This is a genomic window from Streptacidiphilus jeojiensis (assembly GCF_042510965.1).
In the GTDB taxonomy this organism is placed as follows: domain Bacteria; phylum Actinomycetota; class Actinomycetes; order Streptomycetales; family Streptomycetaceae; genus Streptacidiphilus; species Streptacidiphilus jeojiensis.
On sequence record NZ_JBEUKS010000015.1, the window covers coordinates 102,597 to 127,457 of the forward strand.

The 24,861-nt window shown below is 68.3% G+C and carries 24 protein-coding genes and 1 pseudogene; 8 read left to right on the forward strand and 17 right to left on the reverse strand.

All coding sequences use genetic code 11. The annotated features are described in order from the left end of the window. Positions 1 to 237: 237 nt before the first annotated feature. Together ABUW04_RS33035 and ABUW04_RS33040 are read left to right on the forward strand one after the other, a co-directional pair. Complete coding sequence (locus ABUW04_RS33035; RefSeq protein ID WP_380568132.1) at positions 238 to 1,185, forward strand: NADP-dependent oxidoreductase; 948 nt, start codon at positions 238 to 240, stop codon at positions 1,183 to 1,185. Between the two features lie 144 nt (positions 1,186 to 1,329). Beyond that, a pseudogene (locus ABUW04_RS33040) lies at positions 1,330 to 1,458 on the forward strand (ABC transporter ATP-binding protein); the annotation flags it as partial. A 12-nt stretch (positions 1,459 to 1,470) separates the two neighbouring features. Here the strand turns inward: ABUW04_RS33040 and ABUW04_RS33045 are convergent. Beyond that, complete coding sequence (locus tag ABUW04_RS33045; RefSeq protein WP_380568133.1) at positions 1,471 to 2,289, reverse strand: enoyl-CoA hydratase-related protein; 819 nt, start codon at positions 2,287 to 2,289, stop codon at positions 1,471 to 1,473. Positions 2,290 to 2,413: 124 nt separating this feature from the next. Continuing rightward, positions 2,414 to 3,592 carry a PucR family transcriptional regulator gene (locus ABUW04_RS33050; RefSeq protein WP_380568134.1) on the reverse strand — a complete coding sequence of 393 codons (1,179 nt, stop codon included), beginning with the start codon at positions 3,590 to 3,592 and terminating at the stop codon, positions 2,414 to 2,416. 166 nt (positions 3,593 to 3,758) lie between these two features. Here ABUW04_RS33050 and ABUW04_RS33055 point away from each other — a divergent pair, with 166 nt between their 5' ends. From ABUW04_RS33055 to ABUW04_RS33065, 3 genes are all read left to right on the forward strand, one after another. Further along, entirely contained in the window at positions 3,759 to 4,772 is a 1,014-nt protein-coding gene (locus ABUW04_RS33055; RefSeq protein ID WP_380568135.1) for an SMP-30/gluconolactonase/LRE family protein, read from the forward strand. A gap of 74 nt (positions 4,773 to 4,846) precedes the next feature. After that, complete coding sequence (locus ABUW04_RS33060; RefSeq protein WP_380568136.1) at positions 4,847 to 6,487, forward strand: acyl-CoA synthetase; 1,641 nt, start codon at positions 4,847 to 4,849, stop codon at positions 6,485 to 6,487. A 120-nt stretch (positions 6,488 to 6,607) separates the two neighbouring features. Beyond that, on the forward strand, positions 6,608 to 9,286 hold the full coding sequence (locus ABUW04_RS33065) for a LuxR C-terminal-related transcriptional regulator (RefSeq protein ID WP_380568137.1): 2,679 nt from the start codon (positions 6,608 to 6,610) through the stop codon (positions 9,284 to 9,286). 51 nt (positions 9,287 to 9,337) lie between these two features. Here the strand turns inward: ABUW04_RS33065 and ABUW04_RS33070 are convergent, their stop codons facing one another. The 9 genes from ABUW04_RS33070 to ABUW04_RS33110 all read right to left on the reverse strand — a co-directional run bounded on the left by ABUW04_RS33070 (position 9,338) and on the right by ABUW04_RS33110 (position 15,462). After that, positions 9,338 to 10,297, reverse strand: a complete 960-nt coding sequence (locus ABUW04_RS33070; RefSeq protein ID WP_380568138.1) for a quinone oxidoreductase family protein — start codon at positions 10,295 to 10,297, stop codon at positions 9,338 to 9,340. Next, a complete protein-coding gene (locus ABUW04_RS33075) occupies positions 10,297 to 10,833 on the reverse strand; it encodes a phenolic acid decarboxylase (protein ID WP_380568139.1) in 537 nt (178 codons plus the stop codon). The genes ABUW04_RS33070 and ABUW04_RS33075 overlap by 1 nt, the downstream gene beginning before the upstream one ends. Continuing rightward, entirely contained in the window at positions 10,826 to 11,662 is an 837-nt protein-coding gene (locus ABUW04_RS33080) for an MBL fold metallo-hydrolase (RefSeq protein WP_380568140.1), read from the reverse strand. Before ABUW04_RS33080 ends, ABUW04_RS33075 begins: the two co-directional genes overlap by 8 nt. 10 nt (positions 11,663 to 11,672) lie before the next feature. Then, complete coding sequence (locus tag ABUW04_RS33085; protein WP_380568141.1) at positions 11,673 to 12,425, reverse strand: SDR family NAD(P)-dependent oxidoreductase; 753 nt, start codon at positions 12,423 to 12,425, stop codon at positions 11,673 to 11,675. 2 nt (positions 12,426 to 12,427) lie between these two features. Further along, positions 12,428 to 13,069 (reverse strand): isochorismatase family protein, encoded by a 642-nt coding sequence (locus tag ABUW04_RS33090; RefSeq protein WP_051726642.1) that lies wholly within the window; start codon positions 13,067 to 13,069, stop codon positions 12,428 to 12,430. 91 nt (positions 13,070 to 13,160) lie between these two features. Continuing rightward, positions 13,161 to 13,745 (reverse strand): antibiotic biosynthesis monooxygenase, encoded by a 585-nt coding sequence (locus ABUW04_RS33095; RefSeq protein ID WP_380568142.1) that lies wholly within the window; start codon positions 13,743 to 13,745, stop codon positions 13,161 to 13,163. 13 nt (positions 13,746 to 13,758) lie between these two features. Then, the gene (locus tag ABUW04_RS33100) at positions 13,759 to 14,187 is read right to left on the reverse strand and encodes a hypothetical protein (protein ID WP_380568144.1); all 429 of its coding nucleotides are present in this window, start codon (positions 14,185 to 14,187) and stop codon (positions 13,759 to 13,761) included. Positions 14,188 to 14,284: 97 nt separating this feature from the next. Further along, positions 14,285 to 14,905 (reverse strand): NIPSNAP family protein, encoded by a 621-nt coding sequence (locus ABUW04_RS33105; protein ID WP_380568145.1) that lies wholly within the window; start codon positions 14,903 to 14,905, stop codon positions 14,285 to 14,287. Next, the gene (locus ABUW04_RS33110; protein ID WP_380568146.1) at positions 14,905 to 15,462 is read right to left on the reverse strand and encodes a cupin domain-containing protein; all 558 of its coding nucleotides are present in this window, start codon (positions 15,460 to 15,462) and stop codon (positions 14,905 to 14,907) included. The genes ABUW04_RS33105 and ABUW04_RS33110 overlap by 1 nt, the downstream gene beginning before the upstream one ends. A gap of 235 nt (positions 15,463 to 15,697) precedes the next feature. Here ABUW04_RS33110 and ABUW04_RS33115 point away from each other — a divergent pair, with 235 nt between their 5' ends. Beyond that, complete coding sequence (locus ABUW04_RS33115) at positions 15,698 to 16,561, forward strand: hypothetical protein (protein WP_380568147.1); 864 nt, start codon at positions 15,698 to 15,700, stop codon at positions 16,559 to 16,561. A gap of 96 nt (positions 16,562 to 16,657) precedes the next feature. On the opposite strand, the gene ABUW04_RS33120 is transcribed toward ABUW04_RS33115, so the two are convergent. The 5 genes from ABUW04_RS33120 to ABUW04_RS33140 form a co-directional block, all read right to left on the reverse strand. Then, entirely contained in the window at positions 16,658 to 18,427 is a 1,770-nt protein-coding gene (locus ABUW04_RS33120; RefSeq protein ID WP_380568148.1) for an FAD-dependent oxidoreductase, read from the reverse strand. Positions 18,428 to 18,515: 88 nt separating this feature from the next. After that, positions 18,516 to 19,148, reverse strand: coding sequence for a hypothetical protein (locus tag ABUW04_RS33125; RefSeq protein WP_380568149.1), 633 nt, complete (start codon positions 19,146 to 19,148; stop codon positions 18,516 to 18,518). A gap of 33 nt (positions 19,149 to 19,181) precedes the next feature. Beyond that, on the reverse strand, positions 19,182 to 20,111 hold the full coding sequence (locus ABUW04_RS33130) for a VOC family protein (RefSeq protein ID WP_380568150.1): 930 nt from the start codon (positions 20,109 to 20,111) through the stop codon (positions 19,182 to 19,184). Beyond that, positions 20,108 to 21,136: an NAD(P)H-quinone oxidoreductase gene (locus tag ABUW04_RS33135; protein WP_380568151.1), complete on the reverse strand. Its 1,029-nt coding sequence runs from the start codon at positions 21,134 to 21,136 to the stop codon at positions 20,108 to 20,110. Before ABUW04_RS33135 ends, ABUW04_RS33130 begins: the two co-directional genes overlap by 4 nt. Positions 21,137 to 21,146: 10 nt before the next feature. Continuing rightward, positions 21,147 to 22,004: a fumarylacetoacetate hydrolase family protein gene (locus ABUW04_RS33140; RefSeq protein WP_030266870.1), complete on the reverse strand. Its 858-nt coding sequence runs from the start codon at positions 22,002 to 22,004 to the stop codon at positions 21,147 to 21,149. Between the two features lie 115 nt (positions 22,005 to 22,119). On the opposite strand from ABUW04_RS33140, the gene ABUW04_RS33145 reads away from it, so the two are divergent. After that, a complete protein-coding gene (locus tag ABUW04_RS33145; protein ID WP_380568153.1) occupies positions 22,120 to 22,842 on the forward strand; it encodes a GntR family transcriptional regulator in 723 nt (240 codons plus the stop codon). Positions 22,843 to 23,045: 203 nt separating this feature from the next. On the opposite strand, the gene ABUW04_RS33150 is transcribed toward ABUW04_RS33145, so the two are convergent. Further along, positions 23,046 to 23,603: a MarR family winged helix-turn-helix transcriptional regulator gene (locus ABUW04_RS33150; protein ID WP_380568155.1), complete on the reverse strand. Its 558-nt coding sequence runs from the start codon at positions 23,601 to 23,603 to the stop codon at positions 23,046 to 23,048. Here ABUW04_RS33150 and ABUW04_RS33155 point away from each other — a divergent pair. Beyond that, positions 23,602 to 24,762, forward strand: a complete 1,161-nt coding sequence (locus ABUW04_RS33155) for an FUSC family protein (protein WP_380568157.1) — start codon at positions 23,602 to 23,604, stop codon at positions 24,760 to 24,762. The genes ABUW04_RS33150 and ABUW04_RS33155 overlap by 2 nt on opposite strands. The last annotated feature ends 99 nt before the right edge of the window (positions 24,763 to 24,861 follow it).

The following is a 24,861-nucleotide window of genomic DNA, read 5'->3' on the forward strand; positions in this document are numbered from 1 at the left end:
GCTATTGATACGCCTTCTGCCCGGCAAGCGTCCCTGCGGCTGGGCCGCCGCGATCGCCTGCCGCCCACCACTGCCGCTGATTCATACCTGCCGGGTATCAACGGTGATCGGATCGGTCCTTCTGATCGACAGCCATGCGGAGTTGACTGGCTATCGCCAGCCGCTGTCCGGCATTGCCCGATATGGGTGGTTGCCTTGGGTGGGGCGGCAGACCAGCCGACGAACAGGAGATGCGCGATGCGTGCGATCGCAGTGCACAAGCCAGGTGGCACACCCGAACTGATGGAGCTTCCTGTGCCCAGCCCGGCGCCGGGAGAAGTCCTGCTTGAACTGGTGGCGGCGTCGGTGAATCCGATCGACGCAGGTATCGCCCAGGGCCGGATGTCCATGCCGAGTGTGTACCCGCTTGTCCTGGGTGTGGACGGCGTGGGCCGCGTTGCGGAGGCGGGGGAAGCGGTGCGCGGGTTCAAGCGCGGCGACATGGTGCACGGCCAGTTCTTCCGCACGCCCTTGGGGCACGGCACGTTCGCCGACTACACGGTGGTCACCGAATTCCCGGACAACGGGGCGCTTCAGCTGGTCCCTGACGGTATGCCCGCTGATACCGCGGCCGCGCTGCCGACCGCAGGTATGACCGCGCTCGGCGTGCTTGAGGCCATGGGTGTGACAGCCGGGCAGTCGGTCCTGATCCTTGGCGCCACCGGTGGGGTGGGTGTTTTCGCTGTCCAGCTTGCGGCTGCTCGGGGCGCGGAGGTCATTGCGACTGCCAGGCCCGATGCCGACCGGTGGATCCGGCAGCTGGGTGCCGCTCAGACAACCGACTACACCGCCGGCGACATTGCCGAGCAGGTCCGCAAATCCCACCCCGGCGGGGTCGACGCCCTGCTCGACCTAACTCGTGATCCGGACCGCTTCAGTGCGTACACCGGGCTGGTCCGCGACGGTGGCGCAGCTGCGTCCGTGACCCTCACCGCGGCGCCGGAACTACTCGCCTCCGAGCGGATTGCCGTGAGCAACTTCATGATGCAGGACAAGCCGGACCTTCTCGCCAGGATCACCGCCGAGGTCGCGTCGGGAAGGATCGCCGTCCCTGTCCAGCAGACGGTCACGCTGGACCAGACTCCCGAAGCACTGGCCCGGAACGCGGCGGGCGGCGCCCGTGGCAAGACGACGGTGCGCATCTGAGATCTCCGCGTCCCGGTTGCCGGAGCGGCCCCCGGCCTGCGTCTGCGGCCTCGCTCGCGGTACTGGTGGTCGGACCCCGGCGCGAACCTACGGTGGTGGTGCCGTCAACGGGCGGTCCCTGCACCGGAGCCCGAGGACTCATCCATGATCGAGATCCATCAGCTGGTCAAGCGGTACGGCGCGACGACCGCCGTCGATGGTCTGGACTTCACCGTCCGGCCGGGCAGGGTCACCGGATTCCCGGGGCCCAACGGTGCGGGAAAGTCCAGCTCGACGCCCCCCGGTTCAGGTCAGAGTGAGCGGCTGGAAGTTCGGCGGGCGGCGCTCCAGGAAACCCATAACACCCTCGGCGGCGTCAGGATGGACGAAGGATTCGAGCATGAGCCCTTCGGCGTGGGCGATGGCGCTCGGCAGGTCGCTGTCCATGGCGCGGAACACCTGGTCCTTGATCAGGCGCATCGAGTTCGGGGAGGAGAGCGCGGCCAGGTCGGCGGCGTAAGCGACCGCCGCCTTCACCAGCTCTTCGGGCTCCATGACCCGGTCGACCAGGCCCATCGCCAGAGCCTCCTGACCCTGGATCAGCCGACCGGAAAGCAGCAGGTCCAGTGCGCGGCTCTGGCCGACGATGCGCGGCAGCAGCCACGCGATGCCGTATTCGGCGATCAGGCCACGCTGGGCGAACGCGGTTCCCAGCTTCGCATCCGGGGTGCTGAAGCGCAGATCGCAGTAGAGCGCTTCGATCAGGCCAAGGCCGACTGCCGCGCCGTTGATCGCGGCGATCAATGGCTTGCGCATGGAGAGCGGACGCTCGCGAGGACGGGCAGGAGCGGCAAGCTCAACGTCGGTCTTGTCGAGGCTGCTGACCATCTGCAGGTCCGACAGGTCGGCTCCGGCGCAGAAGCCGCGCCCCGCCCCGGTGACGACGACCGCCCGCACCTCGGGGTCGGCCTCGGCCTGGTCCAGGAGCTGGAAATAGCGCTCCTCAAGTGCAAAGGTCCAGGCGTTGAGACGGTCCGGCCGGTTGAGCGTCAGCAGCAGCACTGCCCCGTGCCGCTCGGCGAGCACCAGGTCGGCGCCGGCGTTGTCTTCCTGACTCGTGGACATGTCCGGGGGGTCCTTTCACTTGAGGGTCATGTGCATCTGCAATGTTAGAAATGATCAACTCCGGCATACATAGGCGCACGACACGGCTGGCATGTGCGGATGCACATTCAGGGGAACTCTTCGCTCAGCTGGTCTGCTGCCGCTCCCGGTTCAGCAGCCACCAGGCGACGATCAGGTCGTCGGTGCGGTCGAGGTCCAGTCCGGTCAGTTCGGCGAAGCGGGTGAGCCGGTTGCGGACGGTGTTGCGGTGCAGGTAGAGCGCGGCGGCGGTGTCGTCGATGCGGCGGTCGCAGTCGAGGTACGTCTCGACAGTGGTGATGATCTCCGTGCCGGCGGAACCGTGTCGGCGTAGCGGGGCGAGGTGCTTCTCGGTGAGCAGGTCTGCCGCGTCCTCGGCCGCGCCGAGCAGGGGCAGGGGGCCCAGCGCGGCGAGGTCGACGAGCCCGCCTCTGCCGAAGCGGGTGGCGAGATCGAGGGCACGCCGGGCCTGTTGATACGAGGTGGATGCGGCGCCGAGGGGCATGGCGGGGCCGAGAGCGACGGGTGCGAGGTGTGGCAGCTGGGCTGGCGTCCGGGGAAGGAGGGCGACCAGGTGCCGGTCGATGACAGTGTCGACGACCGGGAGCTTGGCGGTGGCTCCGTGGGTACGGATGACCGCCAGTAGGTCCGAGGTCTCCGCGGTCTCGTCCCAGGTGGTGCAGGCGACTCGGTAGTGGCGCTCCGGGTCGAGCCGTTGGTTTCGTGCTTCGGCGACCAGCGCCGTCGGCGGGAGGGCGCCGTCGAGGAGGCGGCGCAGGAAGTCAGCGCGGTGTGCGGCCCCGACCACGGCCTGTTCCTGCAGTACCAGGTGCACGGCGGTGGCGGAGGCTGTCGCCCACTCCCAGGTGAGGTCCTGCATTTCGTCGATCACGGTGGCTGGCAGGCCCTGGGCGGTGGCGCGTTGCCGGATGAGCTCGAAGACCCTGCGCGCGCCGATCTGGATGCTGTGGGCGACCAGGTCCAGGGGGATCCGTTGGACCGCCCACCCGCGGGCGAGTGCGGTCAGTTCGTCGGTGCTTGCGTGGGCCGATTCGCCGCGCAGTTGGTCGACGACGATGCGCAGCACCGTATGCGTGTTGTGCTCGATCGAGTTGGCGTCGACCTGGTCGTAGCGGGGGATGCGCTGCCGGTAGAGCTGGGCAAGGTCGGCGGCGATCGCGTTCAGTTCCGGATCGACCTCGGAGATGATCGCCGCAATTCGGGCCGCGATCCTGCGTCGGTGCGCGTCGAGTCGGATCTCGGGAACGCCCGGTCTCCACTCCATGCGGCGCTGCCCTCCACTTCGCAGGAATGTGCATAGGCACATCCTCGGCGGGTCGAGTGCCTATTCATTGGGCTTTCGCCTGTCTCTAGCATTGCATATGCACATAGCGGCATCGATCCCTCGGACTGGAGACGCGATGGACAGAGTTGTTCGGTCCGCTCCCCGGATGGAGCCGGTTCGCTGGTCCCCGCCCCCCGCGCCGCGGCGGGCGGGGCGAAGTTCCGGTTCGTCGTCTGGGGATGTCCTGCGGCGCGTTGAACTGCCCGGTCACGGCCCCGAGGACGTCGTGTTCGGCGCCGACGGGTCGGTCTACACCGGGACCGCGGACGGGGCTGTGCTCCGGGTCGACATCGTCACCGGCGCGGTGGATTCGGTGGCGAACACCGGAGGCCGTCCACTGGGGTTGCATGCCGGGCCGGACGGTTCGCTGCTCGTGTGCGACGCCCATCGGGGGCTGCTGCGCTGGAGCGGCCCCGGCGGGTCGATCGAGGTCCTGGTCGACCGTATCGACGGGGAGCCGCTGAACTTCGCGAGCAATGTCGTGCAGGATCCCGACAACGGGATGATCTACTTCACCGCGTCGTCGCGCCGCTGGCCGTTCGAGCAGTGGATGGGCGACCTGTTGGAGCACTCGGGCACCGGACGGCTGCTGCGCCTGTCCCCTGACGGCGCGGTGGACGTCCTGCTTGACGGTCTGCAGTTCGCGAACGGAGTTGCCTTCACACCCAACCGCGAAGCGCTGGTCTTCGCCGAAACGGGAGCGTACCGGTTGAGCCGGTACTGGCTGCGCGGCCCGAAAGCAGGCACACAGGAAGCGCTGATCGACAACCTGCCCGGCTTCCCCGACAACATCGCCCTGGGCAGTGACGGACTGATCTGGGTCGCCCTCGCCTCACCGCGCAACCCGTTGCTCGACGCCCTGCTGCCCCGCCCGGGAGTGCTGCGGCGGATGGTGTGGCAACTTCCCGAGCGGCTGAAGCCGGCGCCGAAGCGCACCGCGTGGGTGGTCGGCGTCGATCTCGAAGGGTCGATCATGCACGACCTGCAGACGGACGGGACCGCGTACGCCATGGTCACCGGCGTCGCGGAGCAAGCGGGCACCTTGGTCCTCGGCAGCCTCGACGAATCGGCGCTGGCGATCACCGTTGTTCCGGGCATCGCTCCCACCGAAATTAACTGAAGGCGAAAGACGAACGCACGGCCGCACACCCGTGCATCTTCGTCAACCGCCCATGACCCGAAAGGTATCCACCCATGCCTTCGACGTCCGATCCGCTCACCACCCGCCTGCACAACGCGGCCAGGTCTGCGCGCGCCGTGGTCCGTCTGCACCAGGCAGGGGTCATCGACCTGACCAGGTTGGACCTGACCCTGCGCGCGGCACGGAACAACAACGTCTACGGCCCCCCGGCATCGATGATCATGGCCGTGGCCCGGCGTGCTCCGGACGCGCCGGCGCTGGCCGACGAGCTCGGCGTCCTGACCTACCGCGAGCTTGACGAGCAGTCGAACGCCCTGGCCAACGCCCTGCTCGCGATGGGACTGACGGCGGGCTCCGTGGCCGGCGTCCTGGCCCGCGACCACCGTGGCCTGATCCTGGCGATCAGTGCGGCCGGCCGTGCCGGGCTGCGGCTGGCCCTGATGAACACAGGCTTCGCCAAACCGCAGTTCGCCGAGGTGGCTGCACGCGAGAACGTGCGGGCGATGCTGCACGACAGCGAGTTCAACGACTTGCTGGACGCCCTGCCCTCTTCGCTCCCACGCATCCTCACCTGGGTGGACGCGGGCCACACCGTGCCGGTGGGGGCCAGCGTCCTGGACAACCTGATCGCCACAGGGAACCGTGCGCTGCCTCCGCCACCCGAGCGACCGGGCGGGTTCACCATCCTCACCAGCGGCACTACCGGGCTCCCCAAGGGTGCGCCACGCACCAAGGTGACTCCGCTGGCCAGCGTCCAACTGGTCGACCGCATCCCCTTCCCGCGCCGCGGCACGATACTGATCGCGTCCCCGGTCTTTCATTCCACCGGGTTCAGCAACTGGGTCGTCGGCACCGCGCTGGGCAACAAGATCGTGCTCGCCCGCCGCTTCGACCCGGAGAACACCCTGCGGTTGCTGGCCGAACACCGCGCGGACATGCTGGTCGCCGTCCCGACCATGCTGCAGCGGATCCTCCAGCTGGGACCGGAGGTCATCCGTCGCTACGGCCTCACCACGCTGAAGACCATCGCGGTGTCCGGCTCCGCGCTGTCCCCGGAACTCGCCGCCCGGACCCAGGACATCTTCGGCGCGGTTCTGCACAACATCTACGGATCCACCGAGGTCGGCATCGCCGCGGTGGCCCAGCCGCAGGATCTGCGCCTCGCCCCCGGTACCGTCGGCCGACCGCCGCTGACGTCGCAGGTCGCCCTCTTCGACGACCAGGACCGGCGCATCACCGAGAGCCACCTGCCCGGCCGCGTGTTCGTGCGCAGTGCCATCCCGTTCGAGGGCTACACCGACGGCCGCCACAAGCAGGTCATCGACGGCTACATGACCACCGGCGACATCGGCCACCTCGACGCCCACGGACTGCTTCACATCGACGGCCGCGACGACGACATGATCGTTTCCGGAGGCGAGAACGTCTACCCGCTCGAGATCGAGAACCTGCTCGCCGAGCGCGCTGACGTCCAGGAGGTGGCTGTCATCGGCGTCGAGGACCCGGAGTTCGGCACGCGTCTGCGCGCCGTCGTCGTCACCAGTCCCGGCGCAACCGTCAGCGCGGAGGAGATCAAGGCGTACGTCAGGACCAATCTCGCCCGCTACAAGGTCCCGCGCGACATCGTCTTCGTCGATCAACTTCCTCGCAACGCGACCGGGAAGGTGCTCCGGCGCGCACTGCGTGACCTGTGACTGTTCCGCGCCGGTTGGTCGCTCGTGCAGCGCGTCTACGAGCACCTCGCGTCGTCCATGGCTAGCCTGGCTCTCGACTCAACGTATGGTGTGGCGTTCTCTGGGTAGGAGGTCAGAGGCATGACTGCGACCTCGCTGCCTCCGGTGCACGGCACATTTGCCGTCCATCCCAAGGGAGAACTGCGCACGATCGCTCGTCCGGCGCTGTTCGAGCGACTCGGCGGAGCGGGTCTGCTCACCATCGTCGTCGCGCCGGCCGGGAGCGGGAAGACCGTCCTGCTCCGGTCATGGGTTGAGGCGGCCGGGCTGGCCGACCGTACCGCCTGGGTGTCGGTGGAACGCGAGGACCACGACCCCCAGCGCTTCTGGCTCACCGTCCTCGACGAGATCCGGGGCACCGTTCCCGGCTCAGGGCTCGTGCGAGCGCTGACGCCCGCCCCCGACCTGGACGGATTCGAAATCGTCGAGCGTTTGGCGGAGGATCTGGAAGCCCTCGATGGACCGGTGTACCTGGTCATCGACGACCTTCACGAAGTGCGCTCCGAGGAGACGCTGCGCCAGCTCGCACTTCTCTTGAAGCGCAGCACCGGCGCGCTCCGCCTCATCCTCGCCAGCCGACACGACCTGTCGCTCGGCCTGCACCGGCTGCGCCTCGAGGACCAGGTCACCGAGATCCGCGCCGACGACCTCCGCTTCACCCCGGGCGAGGCCCGGGCACTGCTCGACGCGGCCGGGATCCAGCTGTCTCAGCCGGCTGTCGACCTGCTGCACGAGCGCGCGGAGGGCTGGGCTGCCGGGCTTCGGCTGGCCGCACTCCTTCTTTCCCGGCATTCGGAACCGGAGCGCTTCGCGATCGAGTTCTCCGGCGGTGAGCGGACCGTCGCCGAATACCTCCTCGCCGAAGTGCTGGGACGACAGTCCGCCGACGGTCGTCGGCTCCTGCTGCGCACCTCGATCCTCGAGCGTATCGACGGGCCATTGGCCGATGCCTTGACCGGCGACGTCGGCAGCGAGCGGATCCTGCAGGACCTCGAAGACTCGGGCGCGTTCACTGTGTCTCTAGATCCCGCGAGATCCTCGTTCCGCTACCACCACCTCTTCGCCGATCTTCTGCGCCTCGAACTGCGCCGGACCGAACCGGACGAGCTCCCCGTCCTGCACCGCACGGCAGCCGAGTGGTACGTCAAGCACGATCGGCCGGTCGAGGCGATCCGCCACGCTCAGGCCGGCGGGGAGTGGGCACTGGCGAGCACGCTGCTGGCCGACCACTGGTTCGCCCTTGAGCTCGACGGCCAGGCGTCCACCGGGCACGAGCTGCTTGCCGAGTTCCCCGCCGACGCCACGCTGGGCGACCCGCAACTCGCTGCCGTGGCTGCGGCCGACTACCTGAACCGTGGAGCCGCCGACCGCGCTGAGGAACTGCTGGCGATTGCAGACGGCGGCTCGGCCTCGCTGTCGGACGATCGCCGGCACGCGCTCCAGGCCATGCTCGCCATCCTCCGGCTCAACCTCGCTCGGCTCCGCGGCAACCTCCCTGCCGTCTTCGAGAGCGCCGAGCGCCTCCTTGCGCCCGAGACCCCACTGCTTCCCGGGGTTCCGCTGCGCGCGGACATGCGCGCGCTAGGGCTTGTCAGCCTCGGCATCGCCGAGTCCTGGCTGATGCGCGTCGATGAACCGGAGCGGTACCTGGCGCAGGGCATCTCCCTCGCACGCCAGCTCGAGCGGCCCTACCTCGAATTCAACGGCCTTGCCCACGCGGCACTCGTCGCACACCTCTGGTCGCTGGAACTGGTGCCGGAGCGCAGTCATCGGGCCCTCCGGCTGGCCGAGCAGCATGGCTGGTCCCAGAAGCCGATCATCGCCATCCCGTGCGTTGCGCTGGCCGTGCCGATGCTCTGGCAGGCACGCCTCGAGGAGGCCGAGCCATGGCTCGAACGGGCCGAGGCCTCCTCCCGCGACGAGGTCTACCCGGCCGTTGCCATGCTGCTCCACTACGCTCGCGGCCTGCACGAACTCGCACGTGGCCGGCACCATGAGGCACTGAGCGCCTTCTGCGCCGGAGCGGCACTCGGTGAGCGGCTGGTGGCCCACCACCCGCTCACGGCCCGTACGCGATCACTGCATACCCAGACACTGGTGCGGCTGGGGGACACCCGTCGCGCGGAACAGGCCTTGGCTGCAGCCGAGAGCACCCAGCATGACGCCACAGCGATGTGCCAGGCCTCGGCGGTGCTGCGACTCGCCCAAGGTGACGCCGAGGGCGCGGTGGCCGCGCTCGCACCCGTGCTCGACGGCACATCAGTCGGCCCCAACCTGCAGGTGTGGCAGGTGCAGACCTTCCTCTTGGAGGCGATGGCGCGCGAGGCCCTCGGCGAACACGATGCAGGCACTGCTGCACTCGAGACCGCGCTCAATCTGGCCGAACCCGACCGCCTGATCCTGCCATTTCTGCTCCACCCCGCCCCGGAGCTGCTCGAATGCCATCGGCGGGAACGGACTTCGCACCCTTCGCTGATCTCAGAGATCCTCGACCTGTTGGCGGGTACCTCACGCGAACCGGAGAGCCTGCGCGCGCCATCCATGCCCGAGCCCCTGTCGGATGCCGAGTTGCGCGTCCTGCGCTACCTGCCCTCGCACCTCAAGACCGGCGAGATCGCGAGCGAGCTGTTCGTGTCGCCGAACACGGTCAAGGTCCACCTACGCCACATCTACGGCAAGCTCGACGTCAACAGCCGGCGCGAGGCCGTCGAGCGCGCTCGCACGCTCAGACTGCTCGCGCCGTCCGCGCGGGCGCGGTGAAGACACCCAGACGATGCTGGAGGCCGGGTGGCCCCTTCCTCGACCTCACCTTCACCCGTGCTCGGGAAGCAGGACGAGTTTGCCCTGTGCCGAGCCGCTTCGGCTCTTGCGGTGTGCATCGGCGACATCGTCCAGGGCGAACGTCTGCGTGACATTGACCTGCAGTTGTCCGCGTTCGACGAGTGCAACGAGTTCGGAGCGCGCCGCCATCCGGATGTCGTTGCCGTGATCGGGGCCCACTCCGCCGATGACGCGCACACCGAGCTCGGAGGTGACGTCGTTGTGGACGGTGGACAGCAGGCGATCGCTGTCGCGCAGGCATCCGTTCGAGACTTCGACCGCCTCCCGGGTGCCGATGAGGTCAATTGCTGCGTCGACTCCGCCGGCGGCGGCGAGCTTGCGGACGCGGTCGGCCAGCCCGTCTCCGAACATCACGGGCACGACGCCCCAGCCGCGGAGCATCTCGTGGTCGCGCTCGCGCGCGGTTCCGATCACCTTGACACCCCAGGCGGCCGCGATCTGGCACAACATCTGCCCGACGCCGCCGGCGGCCGCGTGGACCAATACCGTCTCGTCCTTGCGCAGCCTGGCTGCGACGGCGGCGTGCATGGCGGTCGTGCCAGCCAGCATCAGGCTCGCCGCCTGCTCCCAGGTCATCTCGGGCGGTTTCGGGACCAGGGCGGCAGCAGAGACGGTGACCTCGCTGGCGTACGCCCCGCCCACGGGGAACACGATCACCTCGTCACCGGTCCTTACCGGGCCTGCGGGTCCGGTTGCACCGTATGCGGCATCGACCACGACGCCCGCGGCTTCGGAGCCGAGCCGCAGCGGCAGCCTGTCACGATCGCCGCCGTAGAAGGCGGGTGCGTACTGCTTCCAGTCGATCGGGTTGACGCCGGCGGCCATGATCCGAACCCGTGCCTCGCCCGCCCCGACCGGGGTGGCAGGCACCTCCACTACGTCCAGGACCTCTGCCTCGCCGTAGTCCCGTGCGACGACCACCCGCGGCATCAGTTGCGCCTCGTCATATAGCCCTCGGGCACTTCGCTCGGCGGGCGATCGATCACCTCGTCGTTGTCGCGCCCGCAGTCTTCGATGAAGGTGATCTGGGCGAACTCGTCCATCACCAGCTTCGGGTATGTGGGCCCCTGGTCCCGCAGGTGCGCCATTTCGTCCAGATGCTCGTTCTGGTGCAGTGCGATCTTGTCGTAGTTCAGCGGGATCCATGCCGGGAAGAACGTCGCCCCGTGGAAGACGCGCTCGTTGAGGTTGACGGCGAGGCTCACGATGGTTCCCGTGGGCTCGTCCCATGACCACTTGTAGACGCCGTCGGCCAGTCGCACGATGTGCGCTGCCTGGTTGTTGACCCAACGGCCGGCCAATGGGCCGTCGTGGATGCGGTAGTCGAACGCGCGCTCGTTGCGAATGTAGATCTCGTACCCCCAGCCGTTGTCGTAGGTGTAGATGAGGTGCTTGCCGATCAGAGGGGCGATCTCATCGGGTCTGGTCGACTCGAACTCGTCCTGGTACGCGGGCTTGTCACTCATCCCAGGGCTCCATTTCTCCGGTGGCGACTTGGGTGGATACGTCGAGTAGGAACTCGGTGCCGGGGAACCCGACGGCGTCGGGGAAGGCGGCGCGCAGCATGTCGGCCATCTCCCTCGATGAGGTGGCGGCCTTGGCCGCTCTCTTGAACTCGTTGAGGTAGCGGCGGCTCCAGTCGATCGCGCGGCTGTCGTCGGGCAGCCCCGGCTTCGAATGCCCGGCGATGATGCGTACGGGCTGCAGCGATTCCAGGTCGTCCAGGCTCTTCAGCCAGTCGTCGTACTGCGGGGGGCGGTGCTCGCCCAGAAACAGGAAGACCCCGTTGAACAGCAGGTCACCGGCGACCAGCGTCCGGGAGCCGGGGTCCCACAACGCCGTCGCGTGAACGTGGTCGCCCTGCATCGGTCCGAGGATCTTGAGCGTGCGGCCCTCGACCTCGATCTCGTCCTTCACCCATGGGGTCGGCACGACACCGCGCTGAGGAGCGTTGGCCCCCATCCCCTCGGCCCAGCGCTCGAACTTGAGCGGGATCGAGCGCCCCATGTCGGCGACGACCACGGGATGCGCGACGACCGCGGCCTCGGGGAAGGTGTCGCTGAGGAGGTCGAGGCTGAAGAAGTGATCGGGGTGGTCGTGGGTGATGAAGACGGTCCTCAACTCACGGCCGCTGTCCAGGATCATGGCGATCAGCCGGTGCGCGTCGGAGCGCGCGAATGGCACGTCCACCAGAAGGGCCTCGCTCTCACCCAGCACGAGCGTGTAGTTGGCGGGCTGATTGCCGGACAGGCCGTAGTCGCCGGCGACGACCTGGAAGGTGAGTGGGTCGTTCATGAGCGGCTCCTCAGTGCGCCGTCTGGCCGCCGTCCATGACGAAGACCTGGGCATTGGTGAATGTCGCCTCGTCCGAGCACAGATGCAGCACCAGGCCGGTCATCTCCTCGGGCTCCGCCGGGCGGCCGATCGGGCTCGCGGCGAGGAACGCCTTGGTGAACTCCTCGTCGGCAAGCCAGCGGTCGGTCATCGGCGTGTGCACCAGACCAGGGGCGATCGCGTTGACGCGGATCCCATTGCGCGCGTACTCGACACCTGCCGCCTTGGTCAGGCCGACAACCGCGTGCTTGGCCGCGACGTAGGGCGCCATGCCCGGGTCGGCGATCAGGCCGGCCACCGAGGTGGTGTTGACGATTGCGCCTCCGCCGTGCCCGAGCATGTGCCTGAGCTCGGCCTGCATGCAGTTGAACACGCCCTTGACGTCCACATCGATGACGCGATGGAAATCCTCCTGCGACATCTCGTGGAAGGCCTTGGTCGGTGGGAGTACGCCGGCGTTGTTGAACGCGGCGTCGAGGCCGCCGAACTCTTCGACGCACCGCTGGACGAGTGCCGCCGCCTGAACTGGATCAGACACGTCGGTGCGCTGGAAGACAGCCGCCCCTCCGGACTTGATGATGATCTCGGTGGTTTCCTTGGCCCGGTCGTCGATGTCGCCGATCATCACCGCCGCGCCCTCGCGCGCGAACGCGAGGGCAGTGGCTCGGCCGATACCTGTGGCACCGCCGGTCAGAACGACCCGCTTGCTGGAGAACCGGCCCATGGTCAGTTGACCGCCCAGCGGGCGTCCGGGTGCGCCTTGCTCAGTTCCTGCAGCGCAGGCAGGTACCAGGGCTTCAGGATCTCGTCGCGCCAGGCCGCGCCCTGCGGAGTGCGCCAGTCGCGGAAGAGTTCGTCGACGCAGGCGCGTGTGGTGGTCGGTGCGGCGCCGGCGGCGGTGAGGCGCTGAATGCCGGTCTCGTGTGCCAGTTGAGAGGTGCCGCCGACGGCGTCAACGACGACCATGGCGTCGTAGCCGTCGGCCAGTGCCGAGATGACCGGGTAGACCAGGCAGATCTCGGTCCACAGCGCGGCGAAGATCAGCCGAGGGCGACCCGTCGCTACGACCTGGTCCTTGAACGCCGTGTCCTCCCAAGCGTTCATCGTGGAGCGATCGAGAATCGGGTAGTCGGGGAGCTCATTGGCGATCGACTCGAGCGTGGCGGCGTTCGTGCCGCTCCGCACGCCGACCGAGCTGAGCACGACCGGCATGTCCATGGCTTTGGCCGACTTGATCAGGGCGCGGACATTGAGCTCGACCACCTCGGCGGGGATTTCCGAGCGGATTGCGGCGAACATCGGGGGCTGGTAGTCGATCAGTACCAGCGCCGAGTTCGCGTAGGTGAACATGCCATTCGGCTGGCCCATGATTGGCTCCTTTTTGCAGTCGGGATTTCTGAGAGAACACTGCGCCGCTACGGGGTTAGCTCACATCACCCGGGACGGGGTATTTCACAGGTCATGACGACGTGTACAGCCATCGCTTCAGAACGCGCGCCAGGACGGGCATCAGCACATAGGTCATCAAAGTCGCAACAATGACGTTGGTAAAGATATTGGTCACGTAGAACGACCATGACCTGGGCAGCCACGCCATCTCTCGTGGAATGATGACCGCCGTCAGGCAGTAGACGACGACAAACGTGATACTGGCCATCTTCCACTTCTTGGGTGCTGACGATCTGGCAGCGGACCCGATTGCGAACCAGGTCTCCATCCCAGTCGCTTCCTGGCGCTGAAGGGTCGAGAACGCGTCAGCCTCGACCGAGAGGCTACGGCGGGTCTCGGAGTCCTCCCATGCCTGCAGCGAAGCCTCGTCGGCGAAGCGGTGAACGATGTGGAAGACGTTCGACTCGCCGGGCTCCGGGGTGAGCACCACCGCCCCGAGGTTGTTGGGGAAGGCTTCTGCTGCGCTGATCAGCCGGCTCAGCCACCCCATGTACTCCTCCTCGTGACCCGATCGGACGGTGCGACTGATCACAACGGTCGCGTGGTCATCCGCACTGGGATCGGCGGGAACGACTTTCCGGATTTCGCTCGGCATGGCAGCGCTCCGTTCAGGGATTCTCGGAGGGCAGGAACATGATGAGCTCCACGACGAAGCCGGGGACGAGCTCGAAGCGGCCCTGCATGGCCACGGGGGTGCGGCCCAGCTTCTGGACGATTTTGAGGCCGTGGCGCTCGGCTGCTTTTAGAACGACGGGAACATCGTCCACTTCGAACATCACCTTCGTGTCCTTCCGCCACTGGTCGAACGACTCGGGATCGTCAGTGAACATGGCCGAGACGTTCCCGTACGGGGATTCCAGCCCAACCACCCGGGTGTTGATGGCGGGCCAGTCGAAGGCGTAGGCCACACGGCCGTTCAGGTTGTCCGTGTAGCGCTGGGTGAGCGGCTTCTCCTCGGAACGCGGCAGGATCACCCGGAAGTACGTGCTCTTGACGTGCGCGGTGATATCGCTCGGGACAAGGGGAGTCGAAGACATGGAATCCTCCTTTTCAACTAGAGCTGCCAAGGAAATACTGCGACGCGGCGGGGTTAGTGCACGTCACCCGGATCGGAGTATTTCGGACATGGTTCAGTCAGCGAAGAGGGGAGAACGCAGCCGGGGTCGTGAGGATGTTCTCCTGGCGGAGGAGCATCCCCTCGGCGTGCGTGTTCGGTGGCCAGGCCCCGGTCTCGATCGCCCGCGCGCGGATCCGCTGGCGCTCAGCCGCATCCTGGTAGGCCCAGATGTGCACCAGTTGATCGCGTCGGCCGGTGGTCGTCCGATACGCGCCGATGAACGGTGACAGCTTGCGCCGCTCGGGGATCTTCTCGGCCCAGCGTTCGATCACCTCCGGCATGAAGCCGACCCCGTAGGTGTAGGTGCGGATCTCGTAGATGGCCCCGAACTCACCGGGCTCGAGTGGCGGCGAGAACGGCAGCGGCTCCAGCAGCCGTACCTGCTCCTCGATCACCTGCTCGTCGATCGCTGGCGGCCACTGGGGAAGGTTCTCCGCCCTGGCCAGGACCGACTCTCGCTCGGCGGCGCTCTGGTACGGCCACAGCTGGATCACCTGGTTGAGCGTGCCGACCTCCGTTGCGAAGAAGCCGGCCAGTGGAGACAGTGCGGTGCGCGCCGGCAGGGCCTCGGCAAAGGAGGCGGCGACCGCGGGCCCTGCCGCGATCTTCAGTTGGAGTGTTCGGAGTTCGACGAGCATCAGACCTCGGCCGCCTTCCGGGAACGGACGGCCGACGTCTCGGGCACGCCGATCATGGCGAAGGAGACTGTCGCGGCCTTACTGCCCGGGTTGCGCCAAGCGTGGCGCGTGCTGTTCTGTACCACGATGTCGCCCGGTCCCAAGACGGCTGTCTCCCCGTCGAGATCCAGAGTGATCTCACCGTCGAGGACTACCCCGTAGTCGACGGTCGGTGTGGTGTGCATACCGGGGTTGTCCGGCTCGAACAGCTCAGCGAGCCCGGGGGTGGCCTCCAACTGCTCGGCGGCAGCGGCCGCCGGATCGAAAGCAGGGTCGGCGTAGACGCTGTCGGGCGGGAAAGTGACGGTCAACGCGATCGTCTCGCCGGGACCAGGAACCCAGGATCGCAGCGACATTGTGGGGTCGGCCCCGGGCGAGGCCGGTACCTGGGTGGCCCACACGAGGCAGTTCGCGAAACCGGGGGTCATGGTGGACTTCGGCGAGCGCGGAACCTCCGCATCGCTGACGATCCTGGGCCTGCCGTTTTCGCTGATACCGGTGACGATCCGACGGACCATGGTTGCCTCCTTGCCGAGGAGCGGTGGAGCACGGGTGACGAACTCGGAGGGATTGCCACTACAGCTTTGGCCGCGACCGGGTTAGGCCACGTCACCCGGTACGGGTGATCGCGACCGATGGCGGGATGCCGCCGACGCGATGCGATGTCAGGGAACTCCCACCTTCGCCCCCGGCCCGGCACATGCCGGGCGTCCAGACTCTCTGTGCAGGTAGTCGCAGAGAGGATTTCCGACCATGAACGGCTTCGAGGACGGCGGCGACACGCCGCACAGCGGGCCCGGGGACGACGGTGCGCCGGCCGGCGAGCCGGACCCCGTGCTCGCGCAGCTGATGCCGCCTGATCCGGTGGATCCGCCCGGGCGGCGGGGGTTCTTCTCCCGCAGGCGGAACATCGCGGTCGTTGCCGGGGCGGCGGTGCTCGCGGTGGGCGGCGGGATCGCCATCGGCGTGGTGGTCACCGCAGGTTCGTCGAACACCACGGCCGGTGCCCCTTCGGGGTTCAAGGGCGGCAAGGGCCGTGGGGCCCTCGGTGCGGGTGAGTCGGGATCCAATGCCCGTTCCGTCAACGAGCCCGGCGGCACCTCGGGCACGGTCAGCAGTGTGTCCGGGACGGGGTTCACCGTGACGACACCGACCGGGGGCAAGATCCCCGTCAGCGCGGGCTCGTCCACCGCCTACCGAGACGCGACGAGCGGCACACCGACCGCGGCATCGGCGGACACGGTCAAGAACGGCGTCGGCGTCCTGGTGTTCGGGACGGTGAACAACAAGTCGGTCACTGCGACCACGGTGACCGTCGAGCCTGCGGGCAGCCCGTACACGACGGCGTCGTCGGATGTCAGCGCGCTGCAGCGGGGGCAGAAGTCCGGGAACCAGGCGTTCGGCACGATCCCCGCGGACTACAGCGACGGGCTGGGCACCATCGTCGGCGCGGCCACCGCGGACCTGGCGGTGGCCGCGGCACTGGCCAAGTACCCGGGCGGTCTGATCGACCGGGTCGTCCAGCTCTCCGACGGCGGCTACGAGGTCCACAACATCGGCACCACCATGCACCACATCTTCGAGGACTCGACCTTCAAGGTGACCGGCGCCAACTGACGACGAAACCCGGGCAGGGCACCTGGGGCCCGTGGCGGTGTCCTGCGACGGGTGCGTGCCTGTCGCGGGATACCGCCACGGGAATGGGGGCACACGTCAGCCGAGGAGAGCGATCAGGGCCTTCTGGAGGAGGTGGAATGCCTCTTCGTCGTCCCAGACAGGGTGGCCATGGCGCCAGGCGACGTAGCCGTCCGGGCGGACGAGCAGCGCCCCGGCTTCGTGGATTTCTCGGGTGCGGTGCCAGTCGTGGTAGGGATCCTCGGCGCCCTTGGTCCCGATGACGACGGTGTGCAGGAACGGCAGGTCGAGTTTCTGCACCGCTTGTACCCATGCCCGACCCGCCAGACCGGTGACGAGGGAGAACGTGCCCTTCTGGGTTACGTCCAGGCTGGAGAGCCTGTGCCCGCTCTCGTCGACCAGCCAGACGTGCGGGATCTTGGCGCCGGGTCGAGTGGTGGCCTGTAGGTAGAGTTCGGGATCGCGCCGCCAGACCTCTTCGCCAACCTCGGCGTCAGGGATGACGGCGCAGGACCGGTAGCGCTGGTTGAGCTCTACGCCTTGGGCGTTGAACTCGGTGTTCTTCCTCTCGATGGCAGCGACGAGCGCGTCACGGGCCTCCACCCCGGCAGGGCTGGTGTCGCGGATTTTCGCGAGGCCGGCGGTGACCGGATCGGCCTGGCCTTCGGTACGGAATGCCTCGTTGACGGGGCGGTAGTCGATGCGGGACTGGTTGGCCCGGGCGACGACCTGGGCACCGACGGGAGCCCGCTCCTCGGAGTAGGAGTCGAGCAACTTGGGCCCGGCCCACCCCTTGATCACGTAGGCGAGCTTCCAGGCGAGGTTGGCCGCGTCCTGCATGGAGGTGTTGGAGCCGAGTCCGCTGGACGGCGGGTGGCGGTGGACGGCGTCGCCACCGCAGAACACCCGCCCCTTGGAGTATTGGGTGGCCCAGGCCTGGTTGACCTGCCACGTGGTGACGTTCTCGATCTCGATGTCCACGCTCGGATCGCCGATCATCTCGCGGATCCGTGGCAGGACAGCCTCGGGGCTGGTGTCCGGCTTCGGGCCGTCGATGTCGTATCCCCAGCCGGCGATCCACTCGTTCCAGGGGCGTACGGCGCGGAAGGTGCCCATGCCGATCTCGCCGTATCCGGCGCCCGGGGTCATGATCCAGTGCAGCACGGCAGGTCGGTGGGCGACGTACCGGGTGAGGTCTGCCCTGAACAGGGTGTAGATGGTGCCGGCGCGCCCCATGACGCCCTCGATGGGCAGGCCCAGTTCCTGCGCGATCGTGGACCGGGCGCCGTCCGCACCGATCAGGTAGCGGCTGCGGATGGTGTATTCGTGCCCGGTGAGCCGGTCACGGACCGTGGAGGTGACGCCGGAGTCGTCCTGCACATGGCTGAGATACTGGGCGTTGAAGACGATCTCGGCGCCGCGTGCTGCGGCATTCTTGACCAGCACCGGCTCCATGTAGGTCTGCGGAATGTCCAACATCGGACAAGGGCTGCCCAGCAGGTAGTCGCTGGTCCGGGCTTCGCCGGTGCCCCAGGTGCGCAGCCTGGCGACTTCCTCACCGGCCAGGCTCGTGGTGAACAGGGTGTCGCCCATCAGGTTCCACGGCGTCGCCACCGAGGTGGCCTCCTGTTCCACGCCGAGGTCGCGCAGTACCTCCAGGGCACGCTGGTTGGCGATGTGTGCACGTGGGCTGTTGGCCAGCCAGTTCCACTTGGTGACCACCCGCACGCGGATACCGAGCGTGGCCAGGGCGAGCGCGCAGGTGGCGCCAGTCGGACCGGTGCCCACGACGAGGACGTCCGTGTCGAACTCCTCGGCGGAGGGGACGCTGTGTGGGGCTGTGCTCATCGATTGTCCTTCGAGTGGGGGCAGGACGGTATCGGTCTCCTGGCCCGCGTAGATGGGGTCGAGGTGCGCGTCAACGCGGCGCAGAAGGCTAGGCGGCCGTGCCCGGGGTGATCTCGGCGAGATCGGTCTGCTGCCTGGTGGCAGCGGGCACGACGCTCTGGGAGGCATGGGCGAGGGTGGTCTCGGTGCCGGCGTCGGCAGGCAGGGGGTTGTAGAGGAGGGCCAGGTGCAGACCGAAGACCCAGTGCCACACGAAGACCGCGAGAATGTACTTCCACCCCAGGTGCAGGCTCAGGAACCCGGGGTCGGCGCCCATGGCGGGTCCGTAGACGCGCGGGGTCATGAATGCGACGGCGACGATGGCGAGCAGAGTGCCGAACGCCAGTCCTTTGGCGATGTTGCCGAGCACAGTGTTGCGCCAGGGCAGCAGGGGGTGCAGTGCACACGCGAAGACCACGGCGAAGACGATGCCGTCGGCGTAGTGGAAGACACCGCCGACGGCGAACTTCTCCAGGGCAGACGCGAAGGGCACGTACACCAGGCCGTTCACGGTGTTCCAGTCCAGGCGGGGCAGGCCCACGCCGGGGAACCAGTAGCCGAAGATCGTCGCCACCTGGGTGGCCACGAGGCCCGCCATCAGGGCCGCGGCGAGGCGGTGGCGGGTGGCCCACAGGCGCCACCAGGTGATTTCGCCGGTTCTGGTCGTTCTTCTACCTGTCATGGTGCGACTCCTTTGGGTGCAGTGTGGCGGCACTCAGCCACGCGGCTGGTGTGCTCCGGTCATGAGTTCGGCCAGGTCGTCGGGGCGAATGAAGGAGGGGGGTGGTGGCGGGCCCCAGTGGTAGAGGGCGTTGCGGCCGCTGAAGACTTCGGGTTTCCACAGGTCGTCGTCGACGATGACGTCGAGGTCGCTGTAGTACTCGGCGAAGGTGCCGGAGGGGTCACGCAGGTACCAGAAGAAGTTCGAGCCGACGTGGTGGCGTCCCAGCCCCCACACGTGGCGTGCCGGGTCTGCTTCCAGCATGGCCGCGGCGCCGCGTCCGACCTCGTCGACGTCCTCGACCTGCCAGGAGCTGTGGTGCACGAAGGTGGCCGGGGTGTTCTGGACGAGCAGGTTGTGGTGGTCGGTGGAGCAGCGCAGGAACGAACCGCGGTCCTTGATGCTGTCGCTCACCTTGAAGCCGATGCCGTCGATGAAGAAGCGCATCGAGGTGGCCAGGTCGGTCGAGCCGACGACGACGTGCCCGAGCTTGCGCGGCGTGACCGGCGCTGTCCGGGAGAGGGCTTCGGCGCGGGCGTTGACACGTAGCGGCCGGCCGGGCGCGTTGGGTTTGACGAGCGGGCCGTCGTCGCTCTGCTTGATGGGGGCGGCGATCTCGACGCGTACGGTGACGCCGGTGACCGGTTCCACCGCGCTGACGGAGGCTTCCTGACGCTCGGCGGTGAACCCCTGGGCGTGCAGGCTCGATGCGACGCGTCCGAGGTCGTCCTGGTTGTCGGCGCCGATGGTCATTGCGACCAGGCGCCGGGTGGGGCGGGTGACCAGGCGCAGCTGCTCACCGCCGTCGAGGGTGGCGAAGCGCCCTTGTCCGAGTGGGTGCAGGCCGAACTCGGTGTAGAACTCCGCGACAGGAGTCGGATCGGGGACGCCGAGGGTGATGTGGCGAAGGGTGTGGAGACTCATGGCAGTCGGCTGTCCTTTCGGGCGCGGTGAAGTGAGAGGGGGTCAGATCGCGGGGTGGTCAGGACGATCTTTCCGATGTGGCCGCCTCCTTCCAGGGCCCGGTGGGCCTCGGCGGCCTCGGGCAGGGGGAGGATGCGGTCGATGACGGGGCGTACCCGCCCGGTGTCGATCAGGGGCCACAGGTGCTCCCGCACCTGGCCGACGATGCGGGCCTTCTCGGCTGCCGACCGGGCGCGCAGGGTGCCGGCGGTGAGCGTGAGGTTGCGCCGCAGCAGGGTGTTGAGGTCGATCTCGGTACTGCGGCCGCCGAGCAGCCCGATGACCAGGAGGCGTCCGCCGTCGGCGAGGGCGTCCAGGTTGCGGGCGAGGTAGGGGGCGCCGACACAGTCCAGGACCAGATCGGCGCCGCGGCCTTCGGTGGCGTCGCGGACGGCGGTGACGAAGTCCTCGCGGTGGTAGTCGACCGCGATCGCCCCGGCGGTGCGGCACCAGTCGGTCTTGCGGGCGGAGCCGGCGGTAGCCACGGCCCGGGCGCCGAGCTCGCGGATGACCTGCAGGGCGAAGGTGCCGATGCCGGAGGTGCCGCCGTGGACGAGCACGGTCTGCCCGGCCGTGAGTCCGCCCAACATCACCAGGTTGAGCCAGACGGTGCAGGCCGCTTCCGGGAGCGAGGCAGCCTCGGTGAAGTCCAGCCCGTCGGGGATCGGCAGGAGTTGCCCCTGGGGGATAGCCACAAGTTCGGCGTAGCCGCCGCCGTCCAACAGGGCGCAGACCCGGTCCCCGACGGCGACGCCCTGGACGTCGGGTCCGACCTCGACGACCGCTCCCGCGCACTCCAGGCCCAGGATGGGTGAGGCGCCCGGCGGCACGGGGTACAGGCCGCGCCGCTGGCGAAGGTCCGCATGATTGACGGCGGCGGCCGCCACCTGCACCACGACCTCGCCCGGAGCGGGCCGGGGAGCCGTGGCCTCGGCCCATGCGAGCTGTTCGGGGCCGCCTGCCTGGCAGACCGTGATCGCTTTCACGGCGCCTTCCTCAGGCTTCCGCAGCGATGGGGTTGCGCAGCGTGCCGATCCCGGAGATCTCGACCTCCACCACGTCGCCGGGCTGCAGGAACACCGGCGGCTCGTGGAACAGGCCGACACCGCCCGGGGTGCCGGTGACGATGACATCGCCGGGGGCCAGAGGCGTGAACGTGGAGATGTAGGCGATGAGTTCCGGGATGGAGAAGATGAGGTCGCCGACGGAGGCCGACTGGCGGACCTCCCCGTTCACCCGGGTCACCAGGTCCAGAGCCGCGACATCCGCGACCTCGTCTGCGGTCACCAGGGCGGGCCCGAAACCACCGGTGGCCGGGAAGGTCTTGCCGGGCACCCACTGACCGGAGTGCCGCTGCCAGTCCCGGACGCTGCCGTCCTGGTAGCAGGCGTATCCGGCGATGTGCGCGAAGGCATCCTCGGCCAGGATCCGTCGTCCGCCCGTACCGATGACGACCGCGAGTTCGCCCTCGTAGTCGAAGGTCTCCGTCTCGGCTGGCCGTACCAGCGGCTGGTCGTGGCCGACCTGGGAGTCGGCGTAGCGGGGGAAGACGGTGGGATACGCACTCTCGGGACGCGAGGTCTCCTCCCGGTGCGTGCGGTAGTTGACCCCGGCGCACAGGATCTTCGCTGGATCGGGGACCGGCGGCAGCAGCTCGACGTCGGCGAGCTTCACATCGCCGGTGCGGCCCTCGGAGGCCTCACGGACCTGCTCCAGAGCTCCGGCGGCCAGAACGGCCCGCACCGAACCGAGCTCGGGGTTCAGCAGGGGGACACAGTCGATGACGGCGTCACCGTCGCCAGTAAGCCGTCCGAAGCCTGTCCGCCCGTTGCGGCGGAAGGTGACCAAGCGCATCGCTGCCTCCGTTGTACTCATTGCGTTTACAGGATCGTTTCTATGGGTAAAGAATCGATTCGTCAATAGGTAAACGTCTTTTGGTTCTGCAGTCGTCTCCAGCTAGACTGCGCCCATGGCGAGGCGTGGCACAGCGGTGACACTGAACGAGGACATCTACCGGCGCATCCGCGGCGACATCCTGGCTGGGCGACTCCACCCGGGAGACAAACTCAGTCCCGCCGAGCTGCGCGAGCGCTTCGGCGTCAGCCTCGGGGTCATCCGGGAGGCACTGACGAAGCTGACCGAGCAGAAACTGGTGTCGGCGCGCAGCGGCCAGGGCTTCAACGTGGTCACCCTGTCGCCCGAGGAACTGGGAGATCTGACCCTGGTCCGCATCGACCTGGAGGCCAGGGCACTGCGGCTGGCCATCGAACGCGGCGATCTGTCCTGGGAGGGCGAGGTCGTCTCGGCCCACCACCGGTTGGCGCGCACCCCGATGCGCGATGCGGACGACCCGGAGCGGACCGGTGAGGAGTGGGCGGCGGCGCACGCGGCGTTCCACGAGGCGCTGATCAGCGCGTGCCAAGTGCCGCTCCTGCTGGACTTCTGCCACACCCTGCGCGCAGCCACCGAGCTGTACCGGCGCTGGTCGGGGCCGGCCGCCGCCAGGCTGTCGGCCAAGCGCGACGTCGGCGGCGAGCATCTCGCGATCATGGAGGCCACCGTGGCCCGGGATGCGGACCTCGCGGCCGAACTGCTGGCCGAGCACTTCCGGCGCACTCAGCAGGTGCTGCTCGCAGGCGGCTTCACGCAACCTCAAACGCTGCGTCAGGCGCCGTCCAGGGAGCGGGACTGATGCCGGTGGCGCCCCCCTTGGGCGCCGAGGAACGGCTCTGCACGTAGTCGGCCCCGCTTCGTCATCGCGATAGCCGGCCATCGCGTTCTCGGCGGCACCAGTCGCGCCCGCGGCCTGACGCCTCCCCGTCCCTGTCGGGCAGCGAGCCAACGCTTGATATCGGGGGCCGGCGCCGTGGGGCGCCATGGCCGGGGCCACGGGAATCAGGTGGCCGCCCGCCCGGGGGGCGGGCGGCGCAGCGCCGTTGAGCGGAGCAGAGCCCGGGGATCCGGCTCGGCGCGGTCGTCCTCGACCGCGGCCAGCAGGGTGCGCAGGGCGTCGACGACGGAGTCCTTGGAGCCCCCCAAGCGCTCGATGAGCTGTCCTTCGAAGCGGGTCAGTTCGTGCAGCACCGGCACGACCTGCTCCCGCGCTGCCCCGGTGGCCTCCGCGAGCATGCTGCGGCCGTCCTGCAGGTTCGGCCGGCGCACGACCAGCCGCCTGTCGGTCAGCTTGTGCAGCCGCTTGGTCGTCCCGGCAGCCGAAGTCCACAGCTGGTCGCAGATCTCTGTGGGGCTGACCGGCCGTCCCGCCCGGATCAGCAGCGAGAGGATGTCGAACTCGGCCCGGGTCATCCCGAGGCGCTCCAGTACGTCATCGCTGCGTTTCTGCAGGATCCGGGCGATGCGCAGCACCCGCACGACGACCTCTGCCGGGCTGGTGTCCACGTCCGGCTCCGCCGCTGCCCACTGGGCTCGAATGATGTCGATCGCGTCTGCCATGCCCCCAATCTACTTCGGATGGGAAGAAAGTGCTGTACTAGCGAAGGAAAAACTTCTCCAGCGAAGTAGTCTGTTTGTGAAGGAGGTGGGTGACGTGTCGTCGCGCGCACAGCAGGGTCTCCCGATCGCAGAAGCGGTTCCGCGTCTGGTCGACTTCGTGCAGGTCGGTCCCAACGACGGGGCGCACCGGGTTTCCATACGTTTGGCGGTCTCGGCGTTGATGCCGGTCCTCGCGCTCGCTGCGGCGGGGCGGCTGGAGTGGTCTCCCTATGCTCTGCTGGCCTCCACGGTGGCCGTGTACGGTCGGCGGCGCCCGCCCCGGACCCGGCTGCGAGTCCAGGCAGAGGTTGCTGCCGCCCAGGTGCTGGTGATCGTCGGCGGAGCCGCGCTGGCCCTCGCCCGGCCGGCTCCCTGGCTGCTGGTGGTCTGCACGGCTTTCGTCGCCGCCGCAACCGCGGCTCTCGCGGACATCCGACGGTGGAATCCTCCCGGGGCCTTGTTCTTCCTGTTCGGCTTCGCCGTCTGCGCCAGTCTGCCGGGCACCGATCTGGCCGACGTCGCCGTCGCACTGGCCCTCTCCACGGCTTCTGTGGTGACCGTCCTGCTGGTGACCGCGTTGGATGCGCCGCTCAAGCACGCCAGCGATACCGACACTCCGATACCCGGACCCCTGCCCGGCCGCATCATCGCCGCGCAGGCGGTGGCATGCCTGGGAGCGGGGCTCGCGGCAGGACTGGCTGCGGCCGCGCTCGGCATCGATCGGCCCTACTGGGCCATGGTCTCCGCCATCATCCCGATCATCGGATCCACGACGTCCGCACAGCTCTCGCGAGCGGGCCACCGCTTCGTCGGCACCCTGGCCGGCGTCATCCCCGCGGCGCTCCTTTTCCAGATCCACATGAGCCAGCTGGTCTTGCTGCTGCTGGTGGTGGCACTGATGGGATGCACCGAGGCGTTCGTGACGCGGAACTACGCGGGCGCCCTGGTGTTCCTGACGCCCATGACCATCGCCATGGCGCTGACCACACCAGGAGTGCCCTTGTCCACGCTGCTGGTCGACCGCTGCCTGGAGACCGCGGTGGGCCTCATGGCCGCCGTGGTCGCCATCATCGCCACCCACCGGATCCGCCACCCCCGAACCGCCGACGCCACAGGCTGACGGTCGGGCCGCCGCAGAGGCGCGTGCAATCGCTGCCGCTGTGGGGGGCCTGGCGTATCTCAGGAATACATGATTAGTCATGCAAGTTGGAAGTAGTAC